The organism is Brevibacillus sp. MS2.2 (assembly GCF_013284345.1).
In the GTDB taxonomy this organism is placed as follows: Bacteria; Bacillota; Bacilli; order Brevibacillales; family Brevibacillaceae; genus Brevibacillus; species Brevibacillus brevis_C.
Genome location: NZ_JABSUZ010000046.1, coordinates 26373 through 41825, shown reverse-complemented (window position 1 = coordinate 41825; position 15453 = coordinate 26373). Strand labels below are relative to the sequence as shown.

Here is a 15453-nt window from a genome sequence, read left to right as displayed (position 1 = left end):
GTAATGGAGAATGCAGCTTTTTTTGTGTAATAGGTGTAACCGTGCAGAACGAATGCACGGTTTTTTTGTTTTCTTTTTTTGTCCCTCTATTCTCCCCTACGCTAGAAAAAATGGAGAGGAGGGGGAGAATGTCTATACATCCGCTACGACTATTGGCTATATTGCTTTTCGCTACATGTATAGGTGTAGCGACTTACATCATTTTGAAGCCGCAACAAGTGACCTATATACAATTGCGATCAACAGTGGAAAAAGAAAGTGGCCAATTACTTGAGGCGAGGGATATGGAACCATTGACACTGAGACTGGGAGGGATCTTTCAACAACCCATTGCCCCAATTCCAGGCTTGATTCCATGGGAAGAAGGACAGAGTCTTGTCGGTTTAGCACTCACGCGTCAAGTAAAGGGAGGACGACCGTTATTGCAAAGTGATTTGGAGCAAAAAAGCAAAGCGCAAGGCAGCGGAGAGATATCAGGAAAAATGACAGGTATGAGCATTCCCGTAGACAATGTAGCAGGAGTTTCACCGCATGTATCAAGCGGAGAAAGGGTACACGTCTATGCTTCCTTTGAAGATGAGACAGGAGCACATTCTGGACTCCTATTGCAAAACATGCCGATCATTGGCATTCAACGTGAAATGGAAGGTGATCATCCCAATTTGGTAGCTGTTACTCTCTCCCTGACACGTGATGAGGCTGTTCTACTAACACACGCACTTCATTATGGAAAAATCAGATTGGGCTTGGCGGCAGTGAAGGATGGGGGAAATCCGGGAATAGGGGACGCAAAATTCGCTGCAGAGTTAATGAAGACGAAAACACGCTGGGGAATTCAAAAGGAGGAGCACGAGTGAAAAGGCGTTTGCTCATAGTAGATGATGATCGAGATTCAGTTCGCTTGTTAACGGCTCAACTTATAAACAGCAGATGGATAGAAGTGTGCGGGGAAGCATTCGGAGTGGAAGAGGCATGGGCAAAACTACAGGCAAACCAACCTCATTTTGTGTTGCTGGGTGGTATTAAGGGAACGGAAAGAGGGGTGTTGTGTCAGCAGTTTCGGCTAGCCTTTCCTCATCTTTCATTTATTGCTGCTTGCTCAAGCAATGAACTGATGTGGGAGCCCTTTTTCCGGAACTTAGGCTTATGGGTTATTGCCAAGCCCATTGAATCAGGGCAAATTGAAGCGTTAGCCATGATGATACAACCTCCAGGCATGGTAGCAGAAGCTGCGCCACAACAACAGCAGTATATCATCCAGGAACAAACCAAGAGCTATCCGAGCCAACCGCCGTCATTCCCCGAGCCGATCACAGAAAGTCAAGTTCCTGAAATGGCTCGTCCCAAACAGCTTATTACTGTTTACGGTCCAAAGGGTGGCGTAGGAAAAACATTTATTTCTCGAGAGTTAGCAATTTTCTTTTCCATGCAAAAAAACGAAGGTCTCCCATTGCGGGTAATCGCTGTTGACTTCAATCTTGATCTCGGAACATTTGCGACTACCTTGAATCTCCCTCGTACCCCTAATCTTTTTACGTGGGTAAAGGATCTTGATGCTCAGTTGCATGCCCTTATTCAGAGTCAAGGAAAAGAGCCGTATTCCATTAGCAGTGAGGAATGGCAGGAATACGCACAAGCCTTGCCGTTATCTCCACAACAAATCGAGAAATATGTGGTTGCTCATCCTGATACGGGATTGCATGTACTTACTTCCCCCCGTGATATTCGGCAAAGCTTTGAAATCCGTGACTATCATTTATATCTGATTCTCGAAACGTTAAAACAAAGCAACTACGACGTCATCCTAATCGATACGGCTCCTGATACAACAGATGCAACGATTCAAGCGCTGTTTTTTGCAGAACATGTCGTGATGGTGGGAAATCCGGTGGTAGATTCCATTGAAAATATTCAACGATTGCTGAAACTGTTGAGAGAAGCAGAGTACCCTGAAGAACGCATTCAAATTTGTATGAATCGTTTGCAGCGGAAAGAAATGTTTACCTTGGATGAAATTCGTGCCTATTTCCAACTTCACCCTAGCAAAAAAATCTTCTCAATACCTGACGATGTGGAAGTAAAAAAATCGATTAACACCGGAACGCCAGTCATGCTCCAGACAGGGAGAATTCCGGCCAAGGAAGCTATTGAAACATTAGGAAAAGCACTGTTCCCTGTAGATGGGGAGCAAATGAAGGCTGCTGGAAAAGAGAAACAAAAAGAGAAAACATCTCTCTTCAAGTGGTTATGGGGATAAGGGAGGGTGTCATGTTCGATAAAAAACACTTACTAGGCATCTCTAATCAAGTCCGACCTGCCCAAGAATTACGATCAACCGGCAGGGGAATGGCGGGAGTTCCTTCGACGCTTCACGAAAAAATGCAAGCCCCCGATCACGAGCGGACGAATGAAAAATGGGTCGGGACAGATAGAGAAACATCGATACGCACCCAGATTGTCGAGAAATACGGAAAACGATTATGGGAAGAAAAGCAGTCCCCACTCTTTTTAGATGAGCTAACAGCAGATATTCGAATGCTGTTGGAGTCGCAAACCACCCTGACTTCCGTACAAAGAGAAGCAGAAGTAAAACGATTACTGCATTCTTTGACCGGTTGGGGGCCATTAGACGCTTTATTAGAGGATAACGACATCACGGAGATTCTTTTTCACCGCTATAACTATCTCGTCATTGAAAGAAAAAGTACTGGTCGCCTTGAATCGCCGGACATTGCTGTTTTTCGCGATGAGGAGGAGCTGCTGCGCTTATTGGAACAAATTGCAGCGACAATGGGGCGTGAGTTTAATGAAACAAAAGCAGAGCTACATACACAGCTTCCAGACGGTTCCCGGGTTGCTGCTACACATCGCTCTATTTCTCCCGATGGTCATATGCTCACGATCAGAAAACACCGTGAGTTACTCAGCGAGTTCGACTACTTGCGGTATGGTTCCATTTGCGAGCCGATGCTTCTCTTTTTAAACAGAGCCGTCCGTTTATCTCGTGCATCTGGCATTGTCAGTGGAGGAACAGGCTCAGGCAAGACACACATGCTCAACCTTATCTCCCAATATGTCCCTGATCATTTAAGTATTATTACGATCGAGGACGTTTTGGAGATGAAGCTTCAGCATCCTTTTGTGCGCAGATTTTTAGCGAAACCTGCGAATTATGAGGGCAAGGGTGGGTTTTCGATCAAGGATTGTGTTCGTTTGTCCTTAAGAAAAAGGCCGGATGTCATTATGGTCGGTGAGACACGTGGTGGTGAAATCGTAGATATGCTTTGGGCGATGAATACAGATCACCCTGGTAGCTGGAGCACAGCGCATGCAAACTCACCGCGAGCTTTGGTCGATTCAACATTGCCCATTTTATTTGGAAAAGCAGATGAAGGGTATAGTGCTGAGGAGCGCAATTTAATGATCGGTTCAGCACTAGATCTGATTGTTCAAGTAAAACGTTTTGAAGAAGATGGCAGTCGCAAGGTGGTTGCAATAACGGAGGTAGTGGGGACGGGTCAATCGCATGAAGAATGGATAAAACGGGCTTGCAACATTAAACAGGTTCTCCCTGATCGGGTGTATTTGCAAGATATTTACGTGTACGAAGCAACTGGGGTGGAGAATGGGAGAGTAAAGGGTCACTTTAAATGGACAGGCTATCGCCCAGAGCGATTGATTAAGCGATGGCTAGAAAAAGGGCTGTCGCGAGAGGAGATTGAGCAAGTCTTTTTCACCACACCAATACCGCTATAGGAGGAGAAGGCATGGATATTAGCTTACCTGTTGCGATAGGGATGGGAATGGCCATCCTGTTATTGATCATGCCCAACAAATTTTACATGCGGGAACCGACGGGGAAGCACGAAATCGTAGAAGTGCTGCAACAGGACAGAAAAACGATTTGGAAGCAGTTTGAGGAGAGGTTGGCGAAATCGCGCTCAGGGTGGGGGGTAAACCAGTATGTCACCCTCTCTTTTTTATTGGGGATCGCGTCCTTTGGTGTGAGTAGTCAGATCTTGCAGTCTTGGTGGATGGCATTGCCTGCTTTGCTGGCAGGGATTATGTTTACCGAACGGTTGGTGAGTGTATGGGGGGCTCGTCGAAAGGACGATTTCGAAGCAGGCAATGTAAAAGCGATTCGTCTCATGGCCAGTTCTTTACGTACCTCTCCATCGTATTTACATGCGTTTGAACAGGTAGCGGCTAGTCCATTTTTATCAGAAATTGTATTAGAGGAGTACAAGCGCATTGTAGAGCTATTGCGGGCACAAGTCCCGTTGGAGCACGTAATGAATCGATTCTTTGAACGTACAGGATCAGCAGATGTCAAATATTTAGCGACCATTGTTCACATTCAACGTGAGATGGGTGGAGATATGGCCAAAACGCTCGATTTGGCTGCTTCTTCGATATTGCGGCGCAGACAGTCACTCCGTAGACAAAAAGCAGCTATGGCTCAGATCGTTGCACAAGTAAATTTACTAAGTGTCATGCCGTTTGTTTTTGTCATTGCGTTGTATGTGAATAATCCCAATCATTTCGACCCACTAACGGCCACAATGGGGGGACGGTTGCTTATTTTGGGTAGCTTGGCTTCTATTTTGATTGGGGGAGAAGCAATTCGTTATGTTGCGCATAAAAGCATAAGCAGGGGAGCATAGGAGAGGGTGCAATGTTCGTTCTCGTTATAAGTATCATGGTGAGTGTTGCTATATTTCTGTACGGCTTGCCGTCTTGTGTGAGTAAGGGAGAACCATTCTCCTCCACACTTTTGGGCAGGATTGATGTTGAGCAACAGGCAAAGCTTGAGCAAGCGTTTCAAAAAGGACGAAAAAGGTGGACACTGATTCGAGGCTTGGAGAAAAACCAGGTACTGCTACAGTATTTCTACAAATGGACGGGTGTCGATAAGAAAAAAATAGAGGAAACATTGGCGCGTCTGGAGATTGATATAAGCCTGACAGAGATTGTCTTGTTCCGGCTCATCAGTATGTGTTTCATTGCTTCTTCTTTAGCTTCATTGGCAATGACCATGGTTAACGGTGAGCAAATCGGTATGGTGACTGGGCTTCCCTTAACGTTTAGCTTATTTTTGTACTTGCTACCCAATATGTTGCTAGATTGGGTGGACAAGCGGGCAAAAGCTGAAATTCGTGAGCAGGTCCCTATCTTTTTCAGCATTGTGCAATCACTTGTGGAAGCAGGCATGCCATTGCAGCAGGCTGTTAAGCAGACAGCGAGACGTTTTGATGCAAGACTGGGCAGAGAGCTCGCGAGCCTAGAAATGGGAGAAAAAAGGCATGGGAACTGGAGAAAGGCGCTTGAAGAGCTGGCATTTCGGTGGGAGGTTGATTCGTTGACTACCATTGCGTTGGAGATGAACGAAGCGATGAAAAAAGGGGTTAGCATATCACAAATGTTGTCTGTTCAAGTAGAGGAGCAAGTGAGACAACAAGAAGACGAGGCTGCTACCCATATGAATCGGTTAAATATCAGGTTATTGCCTTTTGTCATTTTGTTAATGGGTCTACCGCTATTGTTCTTGGTGATGGGCCCTGCATTCATCGGTATCGGAGAAAGCTTGTAGAAAAATAAGTCCGTGTAAATATTTTTGCGAGAGGCACTGTCTTTTGGCAGAGTGAAAATAGAACCAAAATCTCAATGAGGAGTGAATGGAATGGGAGCCATCGCAGATTACGTGAAGCGTTTTTGGTACGAGGAGGACGGTGTTACGATCGTGGAAATGGTCATTATCATTGCCGTCATCTTGATTGTGCTTATTCCGACACTGACACAACTAGGCACTGCCGAAGACGAGAAGCTGAAGGAACTGCAAGAAAAGATAAGCAAATGACAAACGTAGTCTTGCTTGGCGTGTTAGGAGCGGCAGCATGGATGGATTGGAGACAAAGAAAAATACCGAATACTCTTGTTTTTCCAGCGATTGCTGTCGGCTTATGGTATCAGTGGGAAGGTGAATTATTAGCTGGAGCATTGTTAGGTGTGGCAGGAGCCTTTTTGTTGACAGTTGGTCCCGTATTCTTAAAAGGGATGGGGATGGGGGATCAAAAGCTGCTGATGGCTGTTGGTGCTTGGACGAGCTGGAGTGTGGTGTACTCTTTGTTTTTGCATTCCATCGTTTTGTGCCTGATTGTTATGGTGTTCTATCCGCAAAATTGGGCTCGTTTACGCAACAATCTTCAAATCATAGCAGCCGGATGGTCGGCTCATCGACAAGTATGGCTTCCAGGTAGGGGAAAAACAGCCTTTTCATTCCCCTACGCGGTATATTTGCTGGGTGCTTTTGTGTTCCAATCCGTACGAAATGTCATCGGAGCAAGCGGATGATCACACGAATGGGACGAGTGATACGTGCGAGGGCGAAAGATGAGCGAGGCAGCCAAATGATTGAGTTTATTTTGGTGTTTCCTTTAGTTTGGATCTTGATCGTATTCTCCTTTGACCAATTCAGCATGATGTACAACAAGCAAAAGGCATTGGCAGCTGCGTATGAGGCAGGAAGAATTGCTGCAGTGCAGCCCAATTTCGGTTTGGCCAAATTCCATGCGAAAGAGCGAGGCACATCGGAATTAGCACAAGGTATCGGAGTCCTTCATAAAGATGTGCAGTTGGAGCTTGATGGGAACGGCTGGAGAAAAGGCAGTCATGTAAAAGCTGAAGCAACAGTTTCATTTCGGCTTCTCGCTACGGGGGAATTATACGAGATAACCGAAAGTTATCACATGATGGTTGAAAATGCGGAGGAGAAGCAATGAATGATCTGTTGCATCATTTTTTGATTCGAGTGAAGGAAGAGCGCGGGGCAACAATGATTACTGTGCTCTTCTTTCTCTTCTGCTTGGGCAGTCTGCTCTCTATCCTGTTATTTTTGGAGCAGACAGATTATCTAAAAATGAAGATGCAACATACAGCAGATCTGATTACCAAAGGATCGCGTGCGGCTGGAAAATGGGAGTACGTAGATTCAAACGGTGATAAGCAAATCAGATTGTTTGCGACAACAGAAGAAGCTGATCGGCGTGATGCGGATATCATTCGCGGGGCACGTGAAGAAGCGGAGATTCTTTGGAGATTAAATAGGGCGAATCTAGAGGGGACAAGTGATGAAGTCTCTGTCACTCACCAAAAAGGTGAACGGCCTTATCTGTACTTGCAAGGAATCTATCATCTAGAAGTAAAGGTTGAAAAGAATATACCTGTATTTTGGGATGAGCTTTTTGTAAAAATGAACAGAGTCTCCCAGTCTGGGGTATATGAATAAAGTCACAATTGCGAACGAAGTTACTGTTATTTTTGTCCTATTCTCGCATGGTAATTTAGTAGCATATTCCAAAAATGGGGATAGGAGTGAGATAACAGTGCCCTCAAAAATAGTCGATAGGTACAAACGAATTCTTAACGGAGAGCAAAAGCGTTTTTCCCCGTATGAGTTCGAAGATGTGCAGTACCGTAAGCAAAAAGTCCAATTAGTTGTCAGATATGCGATTGAAAATGTAAAAAGATGGACGCCAGAGCAAGCGCGACGCGAATTGAGCTTGCAAGATGTCAAAGAACTGAAGCTGCATTTAGTGAGAGAATTTATTGAGCCGCCTATTGAGGCAAAGGCTGAGGATGTGTATTACTTCGTCGAATTTGCTTATCCGTATTTACCTCGGCTTTCAGAAGAGCAACGAGTGCTATGGGTTTACCAGGAAGTGCTTTCAGGCATAAGACGCCATTTTCCCCCCGGTTATTTTCAGAGCATAAAGGGTGAGGAACGGGCAAAAATATGCGTCGATTATATGTGCGAGCATCTACTAAAGCTGGCAGATTTGCGTCAACTGCCAAGTATCTTCAGCAAAACAGAGAGAGCGTATACGCTCCTGAAAACATATAAACTCAAGATTCTAGTCGATACACTCTACTTTTCACCATTTGATATGGTCACTGAAATGTATCCCGAACTTAGTGATCCCTCTTATTGGGAAGAGTTATAAAAATATTTGCACAACCCTGCTGTCTTTTTTTACGGTAGAGATAGTTTCATAGGCTTATAAGCAGATGAAACGGCCGTACTCTACAGGTGAGAGAAGGAGGCGTTGCGTATGGCAACAGTAGAGGCTCACCAGAAATGCTCTGCATCCGTGGAGCAGCTTCTAGGGCGAAAAGTACGCTACCAGAAGCACAAACCCGGCAGGTATCTTTCAGTGGAAAGAGTTCCGCAGGGAGCGTTCCAGATCGAATCCGTACATCGATTTGGAGACAGAGTAGTACTCAATGACGGACTGATTGTAATGGAGAATGCTCCAACCGTCATGGAGCGCGGGGGAAGGATCGCTCTTCTTTTCGCGACCGGAGAAGAACTTTACTTTGTAACGCAGTAGGTTCTCTTAATCGCCTTGCACGGGTGCGTGTGAGGCGACCAATAAAGCGAAATGCCTGGTTTATCAGGCTAAATAGGATTCGATGAGTCGAGAATGCTCTTGGAGTATATCTATCGCTCTATAAAAAGAAAAATGGGGGTATTTTTACGTGTTGGCAAAGAGTGCAATCGAATTAGTCAACCGCTGCTATGAGGAGACAAACAAGCTGACATTGTTGTCATTGGAAGAGTTTAAGGAATCCTTTATTGCTTTTGTTTTTGGAGATTACCAGGAAGAGTTTATGGTTCAGTATGATCTGGAAGAGTTTTATGAGCATCTGAATCAGCTTCAGTTATCAAATTGCCGGAGAGATTTTGATCGAGCAGTTGAGGAATGGTACATCACAGAGTATGGAAGTGGGAATAAAGGCGTCAATTATCATGACATTTTGTTTACGCTAGTAAAGGAAGCAGTCGTTCAATACCAATCTCCAAATCGGATAGCACTCATCCGAGACGTAACCAAGCTCCTAACTATGCCAAATGGATTCCTTGCCCGTTGGCAAAATGGGCAGATACGTGAGCGTCCCATCCCCACATATTTTAAATATTTGATGAAGCTCGGAGTACGTACACATGAAGATATCGAAATGTTGGTAGACATGTGGCTGGTAGAGTACCCAAACGCATTTAATAAAAAGCAACAGGAGCTATTTGCCAATCCACCGAGAAGAGGAAGACCTAACAACGTCGAGCTCGCTCTGTTAATCGAGCTAGCCATGAAAGTGAGACCAGAAATGACAGCTCAGGAACGGGAGCGACTGCGCAAAATATACTATTATCATCGCAAGTCCCTCACTGTTCGAGAGATGGTTGAGAAATTCGAGAAATACATTGCCAGTAAAAATAAATCAAATGATTCCCAGGTGGGATAATCATGTTTTGCCAAATGAGCCGCTTTGTCTCCAGGTTCCGTGATTTGGAGCAGCGGGAGTTTTCACAGTCTATTGAAGAAGAGCGACAATGGAGAGTGCTTAAAGAAAAGCTTGCTTCGTCACCAATAGTTGAGCAACAGGAGTCGTATCAACGTAAATGTATTGCTGTTATGAGTTTGTACGAACAGGCTGGAGCTAGTTTTCTTGCAAGTAACCTAGCGTATGCATGGTCAGGAAAAGGCATTCCCGTCACCCTTTGCGAGTTACCAAAAGTGACTTCCTATTATTATTTTGCACTTGATTTTGAACGTAGAGTTCGACAACAAGTAAGAGATTCGCTTACACCATCGCTCCTCATGCAGAATAACCATCTACGCATCCAGATAGAATCCCCAGCACAATTTCAGCACGAATCTTCTCAAACAGATATAGCCAACTGGTTACTACGGATTTGTAAGGATAGTCCCATTGTTGTCATTGATGTTTCTTCCTACTGGAATGATATCCACTCCAAACAAATTTTTGAGCATGCCGACGAAATATGGGTAGTATTTGATGCCGATTTGGCAAGACTTACCCGTTTGTTCCTAGTAGGTCCAGCCCCTGCTTGGTGGAAGACAGAAAGAAGGAAAATAAAAATGATAGCAAACAAGTGGAATAGCCAATTGTCTCGGACAAGCATCATGAAAAAAGTAGAAGGAACGCTCTCCCTATGGGATCAGCAGCCTGGAGCTACACGGGTAACTGACATGATTCCATTGATGGATGGAGAGAAAACAGCATTGGCAAGCGCCAAAGCCAATCTACTATTGGAGCTTTTTCCGGAGGAAGAGATTGAGTTCCAGTCATTGATTCATGCTTATAAAGGAAGGATGTTATGAAGAAGCAAACATTACTTGTCATTTGTTTAATCTCATTTCTGTTAGCAGGGTCGTCCTTTTATGCAGCGACTCAATATATTGACGCGATGGCTGCGGAAAAGCTGTTTGCCCCAGTTGTAAAGGTTGCTACAGGAAAAGAAATATCAGCCTTCGAGCCGATTACACAAGATGATGTGATACTTGTACAGGAAGAAGTGGATGAAATTCTTCCAGATTCAGCCCGTGATTTGGATACTGTTCTGGGGAAAAGGAGCACGCAGACTATATACGAAGGCGAGCAATTATTAGTGGAAAAGCTGACAGATTCGCAGCTTTTACCGGAAAAAGGGGAGGCGCGCTACGAGTTCCCCCTACTATCCATTCATCCTTTAACGGAATTACGCAAAGGCGATCATGTGAAAATTTGGGTCAAATACAAGAGTCTCTCGGAGCTGCAAGACTATCCTACACCACTGCATTTTCGAAAAACCAATGATACGGCAGATTTGCTATTTGAAAGTCAGCTTGCAAGCGTGAGGGACAGTAATGGTATTGAGATCTATACATTAAAGCCGAGCTTGTTGCCATCGCCTGATCAGATGGATTCCATCTTTCATGGATCACGAGAAAAGCCGTTGCAGAATGGCGAAAAACGATATCGTGACTACCGGGTCCAGCCAACAGCACTACCTGCTTTTATCGGCTTTAATTTGACAGACGAGGAGTATGTGATAGTAAGCGAGGCAATGTCATATGGGATGCTTCAGGTAGGTCATATCATGGGTTCAAAGGAGCAAGCATCATGAAAATTTTAGTTTGTTATCCGATGAAGTCACTCGCCAAGACGTATATGCCTGAGTATAGTGATGTGCTGGTAGCAGAGTCGGCGGAGGAGTTTTCACGGCTTGTACAGCTTTATATGCCAGAGGCTACCGTGATCTTTTCCGAAATGTTCAACGCTCCCGTTTGGGAATGGCTTCCCGCCCTGAAAGGACAACTCCCGTCAAACTCACCGTTAATTATTGTTCCTCTCTATCGGGATGAGAAGATGATTGAGAAGGTAGCGGAGGAGTCCGGGCTAGAGCGTGTATACCTGTTATCAGCCCATTTATCACAAGAAGAAATACGCCATCAAATCAGTCTGATTCTTGGCTTCGTGCAAGAGTGTCCTGATATTGGGTCGTCAAAAGAAAAGGGGCTCGTATACGCTTTGTTGAGCTACGGAGCTTCTGGCATTACTACCTTTTGTATTAATTATCCCGTCATACTAGCGAGGCAACATCCTGAAAAGCGAATTGTTGTACTTGATATGAATGAAGCCAAGCCGGATCTAACGCGTTTCTTCAAGCTCCAACGACATCAATTATCTTTATTTCGTCCTGATTTTATCGATATACAAAAAACTGCCAAGCGTAACTGGAGCAATGTCTGCAAACAGAGCGATCACTTACCTAATCTGTATTACGCACATGCTGCTAGCAAATGGAAAAGCTCAGAATTAAGCAATCTAATTCGTGTGTTTCGCATGCAATTTGACTATGTATACGTCGATTGGGGTTACTGCTTTCCTGAGTCTGAGACTCTACAGCGGTTGCTTCATATCGTTGACCGCAATCTTTTATTCGTGAGAGCTGATCCCTTTAGTATCGACAGTGCCAGAGAGTGGTTGCACAAATGGAGAGAAAGAGGAGTGAAATGCGAGGTTTTACTCAGTCATTTAGATCCTGGGCAACCCTTTCGAATCGGGGAGGATGTTTCGGTTTATGGTGTAGTACCACGCATTTCGGAGAGTAGACTCAATCAATCTCATCAGAGCTGCAGTGTATTAATAGAAGAGTTTTTCCCTCCCAAATCGTACATCAGCAGTTTGAAGGAGATTGCTAAGGCACAATATATGGATAAAAGTGCGGTGTTTTACTGATGAGAGGGATAGAACGAGAACAACCAATTAGATCGGACATCCAAACCATTGAGGACATTAAACAAGCAGCAAGAGATTATTTAAATCATTTTGGCAAAACTCGAGAAGAGAAGCTAGAGATGCAACGAATTCTCGCTTTGGCAGAACAGGGAGATCGTGATAGTCACAACCATATTATTCTTCGCTTGCAGCATTATTTTGAAGAAGTCCTCCAACGACCAGTAACCGAACAAATTTTGCCGCATGTGAACGGTTACGAAGGTCTCACCTTTTCTACATACGGGTGGGGCATACTCGATGCTGTCCTCCATTTGTCTCCGTGGGTAGAGGAAGTGCGAATTTCTGCAAACCGCAACATTGCGTACTTGGAGCAAGGGGTCAAAAAATTTCTCTCTTACACACCGAGCTGGAAAGAGGTTGAAACCCTCCAACAAAAGTTGACTAATACAGCCGGTCTATCTTTTAACGAGAAAAAACCTAGATTGAGCGGATACTTACATTCACTAAAAGCGAGACTGACCATGTTTACTTTCCCTTATTCCAGAGTACCGACCATTCTGGTTAGACGATTTACTACGCCTACTTTTTCGCTCGACCAACTCCGTACACAACAACAGCCAGCTTTCGACGAAAGAATTCAATGGCTAATGGAACAGCAAGTGTACGGACGCAGCAATGTACTGGTTATTGGACCGATGGCTGCTGGGAAAACAACGTTGATGATGTGTATGATGAAGCTGAAGGACCCTCGGACAGAATATATCACGATCTTTGAAAGTGAACATGAAATGCGATTCGGTGATATTTGGCCAGGTGAAGTGATTGAACTCCAAAACGTGGAGGAAATCGGCATTGAATTAGGGCATTGCTTCAAAGACATGTATCGATCGACCGCAAATACGATTTTAATTGGAGAAATTCGTGAGCCAATAGAAGCGTACCATTTTATAAATGCCGGAATTAGAGGGACGGACGCTACAATCGGTGCGATGCACGAACGATTTGCTCATAGAGCGTTACATGATTTGACCGATCTTGTTTATCAATACGGAGGGCGGAGTGTCGAGCTGACCCAGGAGCGGATTAGCAGGGCAGTCAATTTTGTTAATTCACTTACATACCGCAACAGTGGTCACCGTTTTATTGATGCCATTCATACAACGGAGTGGAATTCATCTTTTAACCGAGTCGAATCTATTCCCCTCGTAGTTCGCAATATGCAGACGGGAGCTTATGAATGGACGGGAAATCAACTGAGCCCACATTTAGTTGAATACATGTGTTACGTCGGCAAAGCAGACATTGAAGTGTTGAAAGAGCTACGTCTTACCGATATAGGTAGGCAGCTATGATTTACACATTTCTTTTCCCGGTGTTTCTATGTCTCTTCTCTGGCTTTCTGTTTCTCGGCTTACACCTGTATAAGGGATGGAGAAGTCCACGCGTATTCTTCCCGCGTACAGTTGAGGTATGGAGAGAGAAATTTTTAAGGCATTCTACCCGGCGCATGATGTATGAACGCTTTGAGCGTTGGTGTCAAATCGTGGGGGGGACAGCAGAAGGATACTTAATACTATCCATGATTGGCGGGGTAGCGGGATTCATCTCGGGTATTTTGTTAGGAAATATGATTGTATCCTTGTCGCTTTTTCTCTTATTCCTCTTGCTGCCAACACTGATTCTATACGCACGCTATACCGTGCAAATGAATAAAAAAATCAGCTCATTCTGTCGTTTCGTCGAGTTGTTTGCCCGTTATTATAACAGTCGCAAAAACATTATTCTTACCTTTCGCGAAATGATAGAGGAATGCCCTAAAGAGTTATTGCCTGACCTCCTTCTGCTGAACAATAGCCTATCGGATGGGGGAAACTCGGTTGCGGCAGTAGAACAATTTGCGCAGAGACTGGACCATCCGTGGGCTTTTGACTTTGCAACGTATATTTCCAGTGGTTTGGAAGGAGAAACAGAAGATATTCAATCACCTCTAAATCGGTTAACGAATGAGATGTTTGTACAACAAGATGAAAAGCATGAGCGTAATAGTGAAATATACTCCATTTGGATCAGCCTGCTTATCGTCATTGCGATTTGCATTTGTTTGATCCCTTACAATCAAGGGTTGCTTCAAGATTCCTATCGTCTCTATTTCTACACGCCAGATGGACAAGCCATATTAGCGATTGCGGCGACTGTTTGGACTTTTTCGATCCTATTGGCGTTTATTTGGGGAAGGAGATATCGCTAATGCCAATGCTAATCATGTATACCTACCTTGGATTAGGCGCTCTATTTGTTTTTAGTGCAACGTTTATGATCGGGAAGTATTTGTTTCACAAGCAAAAGCCGAAGCTGTTTGTTTCCGGGGTGTGGTGGGGAAAGTGGGAGCAGGCACTCAAGCCTGACGAAGACGACAAATGGGAGCAGTTACTATCACGAGCAGGAAGACCTTTTGGGTGGGGAAAACCGGAGTGGGTGTTTCTGCAATTGTTGACTGGAAGTACCGTTTGCATCCTTATTCTTATGTGGGTCGTCGTAAGTCGAATGGAATCATTTCCACTTCTGTCGATGTGCCTGGCATCTGCAGGGAGTTACATGCTTCCGTACATGGGCTTGAAGATGTGGGCAAATCACAGGGAGGATATGCTGAGCACAGATATCGCCAGATTTATCAATCGCTATGTGACCCTTCTAGAAAATCAGGTGCCCATTTACAATGCCATGGTCAAGGCAGCAAGACCGACTAGAAAGCTAAAAGAGTATATCCCTACTTTATCTGAGTGGAACAGGGACCCTAATGAGGCACTTGAGAGCTTTAAACGCAAAATCGGTGTCGACGACGGAATCATTCTCGTATCGAGTATGCGTACAATTGAGACGCTGAGCGAGGGACATGTAAGTACAACTATGCAACGAATGGAGTGGGCTGTCGATCACCGAAGAATGTTCCGTCATCGAAAAAAGATAAAGTCTTTAGGGATTGGCTACACGGTCATTGTCTACCCGGCATTTTATATGGGGTTATTGGTAGCCATGTTTCCTTGGTATAAGCTGCTTACAGAAATTCTGGATAAATATTTGACCTGAGGAGGAGCAACTATGACAAAGCTATTATCAATCATCATGTGCATCGTGTTCTCTTTAGGAATAATAGTTTCTAGCTTGTCCGAAATAAACACATCGGTTGTGAGAGAAGACGGGCTGAGAGATCGAGCAGTTGGATGGATCGACAAAGCCATACCTTAAATCACGTATGAGAAAAGGGGAAATTCGAGATGTCGAAAATGTTTTTTATATTTTTAGCATGTGTCATGGTGTTAGGGATCGGTGTCAGTAGTTATGGTAATGAGTTAAGCCCTGCGGCAAACGATT

General features: G+C 44.5%; 19 protein-coding genes. All 19 read left to right on the top strand.

Annotated features, from left to right (window positions below):
- The first annotated feature begins 128 nt into the window (after window positions 1–128).
- The 19 genes from cpaB (at window position 129) to HP568_RS26705 (ending at window position 15327) form a co-directional block, all read left to right on the top strand.
- Window positions 129–857, top strand: coding sequence for a Flp pilus assembly protein CpaB (gene cpaB, locus HP568_RS26795; protein WP_173630694.1), 729 nt, complete (start codon window positions 129–131; stop codon window positions 855–857).
- A complete protein-coding gene (locus HP568_RS26790; RefSeq protein ID WP_048035597.1) occupies window positions 854–2257 on the top strand; it encodes a CpaE/TadZ family protein in 1404 nt (467 codons plus the stop codon). The genes cpaB and HP568_RS26790 overlap by 4 nt, the downstream gene beginning before the upstream one ends.
- Window positions 2258–2268: 11 nt before the next feature.
- Window positions 2269–3756, top strand: a complete 1488-nt coding sequence (locus HP568_RS26785; RefSeq protein WP_048035598.1) for a TadA family conjugal transfer-associated ATPase — start codon at window positions 2269–2271, stop codon at window positions 3754–3756.
- An 11-nt stretch (window positions 3757–3767) separates the two neighbouring features.
- Window positions 3768–4664: a type II secretion system F family protein gene (locus tag HP568_RS26780; protein WP_048035599.1), complete on the top strand. Its 897-nt coding sequence runs from the start codon at window positions 3768–3770 to the stop codon at window positions 4662–4664.
- A gap of 11 nt (window positions 4665–4675) precedes the next feature.
- Window positions 4676–5590 carry a type II secretion system F family protein gene (locus HP568_RS26775; RefSeq protein ID WP_173630693.1) on the top strand — a complete coding sequence of 305 codons (915 nt, stop codon included), beginning with the start codon at window positions 4676–4678 and terminating at the stop codon, window positions 5588–5590.
- Between the two features lie 90 nt (window positions 5591–5680).
- The gene (locus tag HP568_RS26770; protein ID WP_017246982.1) at window positions 5681–5857 is read left to right on the top strand and encodes a hypothetical protein; all 177 of its coding nucleotides are present in this window, start codon (window positions 5681–5683) and stop codon (window positions 5855–5857) included.
- On the top strand, window positions 5854–6351 hold the full coding sequence (locus HP568_RS26765) for an A24 family peptidase (protein ID WP_173630692.1): 498 nt from the start codon (window positions 5854–5856) through the stop codon (window positions 6349–6351). Before HP568_RS26770 ends, HP568_RS26765 begins: the two co-directional genes overlap by 4 nt.
- Window positions 6348–6779 carry a TadE/TadG family type IV pilus assembly protein gene (locus HP568_RS26760; RefSeq protein ID WP_056493455.1) on the top strand — a complete coding sequence of 144 codons (432 nt, stop codon included), beginning with the start codon at window positions 6348–6350 and terminating at the stop codon, window positions 6777–6779. Before HP568_RS26765 ends, HP568_RS26760 begins: the two co-directional genes overlap by 4 nt.
- The gene (locus tag HP568_RS26755) at window positions 6776–7285 is read left to right on the top strand and encodes a hypothetical protein (protein ID WP_173630691.1); all 510 of its coding nucleotides are present in this window, start codon (window positions 6776–6778) and stop codon (window positions 7283–7285) included. The genes HP568_RS26760 and HP568_RS26755 overlap by 4 nt, the downstream gene beginning before the upstream one ends.
- Before the next feature lie 97 nt (window positions 7286–7382).
- A complete protein-coding gene (locus HP568_RS26750) occupies window positions 7383–8000 on the top strand; it encodes a DUF4046 domain-containing protein (protein WP_056493481.1) in 618 nt (205 codons plus the stop codon).
- A gap of 108 nt (window positions 8001–8108) precedes the next feature.
- Window positions 8109–8387 carry a hypothetical protein gene (locus HP568_RS26745; RefSeq protein ID WP_048035604.1) on the top strand — a complete coding sequence of 93 codons (279 nt, stop codon included), beginning with the start codon at window positions 8109–8111 and terminating at the stop codon, window positions 8385–8387.
- A gap of 148 nt (window positions 8388–8535) precedes the next feature.
- Window positions 8536–9300 carry a hypothetical protein gene (locus HP568_RS26740; RefSeq protein WP_173630690.1) on the top strand — a complete coding sequence of 255 codons (765 nt, stop codon included), beginning with the start codon at window positions 8536–8538 and terminating at the stop codon, window positions 9298–9300.
- A 44-nt stretch (window positions 9301–9344) separates the two neighbouring features.
- Entirely contained in the window at window positions 9345–10181 is an 837-nt protein-coding gene (locus HP568_RS26735) for a CpaE/TadZ family protein (RefSeq protein ID WP_254551546.1), read from the top strand.
- On the top strand, window positions 10178–10966 hold the full coding sequence (locus HP568_RS26730; protein ID WP_173630688.1) for an SAF domain-containing protein: 789 nt from the start codon (window positions 10178–10180) through the stop codon (window positions 10964–10966). The genes HP568_RS26735 and HP568_RS26730 overlap by 4 nt, the downstream gene beginning before the upstream one ends.
- Entirely contained in the window at window positions 10963–12081 is a 1119-nt protein-coding gene (locus HP568_RS26725; protein WP_173630687.1) for a P-loop NTPase family protein, read from the top strand. The genes HP568_RS26730 and HP568_RS26725 overlap by 4 nt, the downstream gene beginning before the upstream one ends.
- On the top strand, window positions 12081–13433 hold the full coding sequence (locus tag HP568_RS26720) for an ATPase, T2SS/T4P/T4SS family (RefSeq protein ID WP_048035609.1): 1353 nt from the start codon (window positions 12081–12083) through the stop codon (window positions 13431–13433). Before HP568_RS26725 ends, HP568_RS26720 begins: the two co-directional genes overlap by 1 nt.
- Window positions 13430–14329, top strand: coding sequence for a hypothetical protein (locus HP568_RS26715; RefSeq protein WP_173630686.1), 900 nt, complete (start codon window positions 13430–13432; stop codon window positions 14327–14329). The genes HP568_RS26720 and HP568_RS26715 overlap by 4 nt, the downstream gene beginning before the upstream one ends.
- Window positions 14329–15168, top strand: a complete 840-nt coding sequence (locus tag HP568_RS26710; RefSeq protein WP_173630685.1) for a hypothetical protein — start codon at window positions 14329–14331, stop codon at window positions 15166–15168. Before HP568_RS26715 ends, HP568_RS26710 begins: the two co-directional genes overlap by 1 nt.
- A 12-nt stretch (window positions 15169–15180) precedes the next feature.
- Complete coding sequence (locus HP568_RS26705; RefSeq protein ID WP_007725181.1) at window positions 15181–15327, top strand: hypothetical protein; 147 nt, start codon at window positions 15181–15183, stop codon at window positions 15325–15327.
- Window positions 15328–15453 lie beyond the last annotated feature (126 nt).

Excerpts from the sequence above, each read along its gene's own strand:
- HP568_RS26755 (WP_173630691.1), top strand. The coding sequence starts at position 6,776 with ATGAATGATCTGTTGCATCATTTTTTGATTCGAGTGAAGGAAGAGCGC.
- HP568_RS26720 (WP_048035609.1), top strand. The coding sequence starts at position 12,081 with ATGAGAGGGATAGAACGAGAACAACCAATTAGATCGGACATCCAAACC.
- HP568_RS26725 (WP_173630687.1), top strand. The coding sequence starts at position 10,963 with ATGAAAATTTTAGTTTGTTATCCGATGAAGTCACTCGCCAAGACGTAT.
- HP568_RS26710 (WP_173630685.1), top strand. The coding sequence starts at position 14,329 with ATGCCAATGCTAATCATGTATACCTACCTTGGATTAGGCGCTCTATTT.
- HP568_RS26780 (WP_048035599.1), top strand. The coding sequence starts at position 3,768 with ATGGATATTAGCTTACCTGTTGCGATAGGGATGGGAATGGCCATCCTG.
- HP568_RS26705 (WP_007725181.1), top strand. The coding sequence starts at position 15,181 with ATGACAAAGCTATTATCAATCATCATGTGCATCGTGTTCTCTTTAGGA.
- HP568_RS26770 (WP_017246982.1), top strand. The coding sequence starts at position 5,681 with ATGGGAGCCATCGCAGATTACGTGAAGCGTTTTTGGTACGAGGAGGAC.
- HP568_RS26730 (WP_173630688.1), top strand. The coding sequence starts at position 10,178 with ATGAAGAAGCAAACATTACTTGTCATTTGTTTAATCTCATTTCTGTTA.
- cpaB (WP_173630694.1), top strand. The coding sequence starts at position 129 with ATGTCTATACATCCGCTACGACTATTGGCTATATTGCTTTTCGCTACA.
- HP568_RS26745 (WP_048035604.1), top strand. The coding sequence starts at position 8,109 with ATGGCAACAGTAGAGGCTCACCAGAAATGCTCTGCATCCGTGGAGCAG.
- HP568_RS26715 (WP_173630686.1), top strand. The coding sequence starts at position 13,430 with ATGATTTACACATTTCTTTTCCCGGTGTTTCTATGTCTCTTCTCTGGC.
- HP568_RS26775 (WP_173630693.1), top strand. The coding sequence starts at position 4,676 with ATGTTCGTTCTCGTTATAAGTATCATGGTGAGTGTTGCTATATTTCTG.
- HP568_RS26785 (WP_048035598.1), top strand. The coding sequence starts at position 2,269 with ATGTTCGATAAAAAACACTTACTAGGCATCTCTAATCAAGTCCGACCT.
- HP568_RS26765 (WP_173630692.1), top strand. The coding sequence starts at position 5,854 with ATGACAAACGTAGTCTTGCTTGGCGTGTTAGGAGCGGCAGCATGGATG.
- HP568_RS26760 (WP_056493455.1), top strand. The coding sequence starts at position 6,348 with ATGATCACACGAATGGGACGAGTGATACGTGCGAGGGCGAAAGATGAG.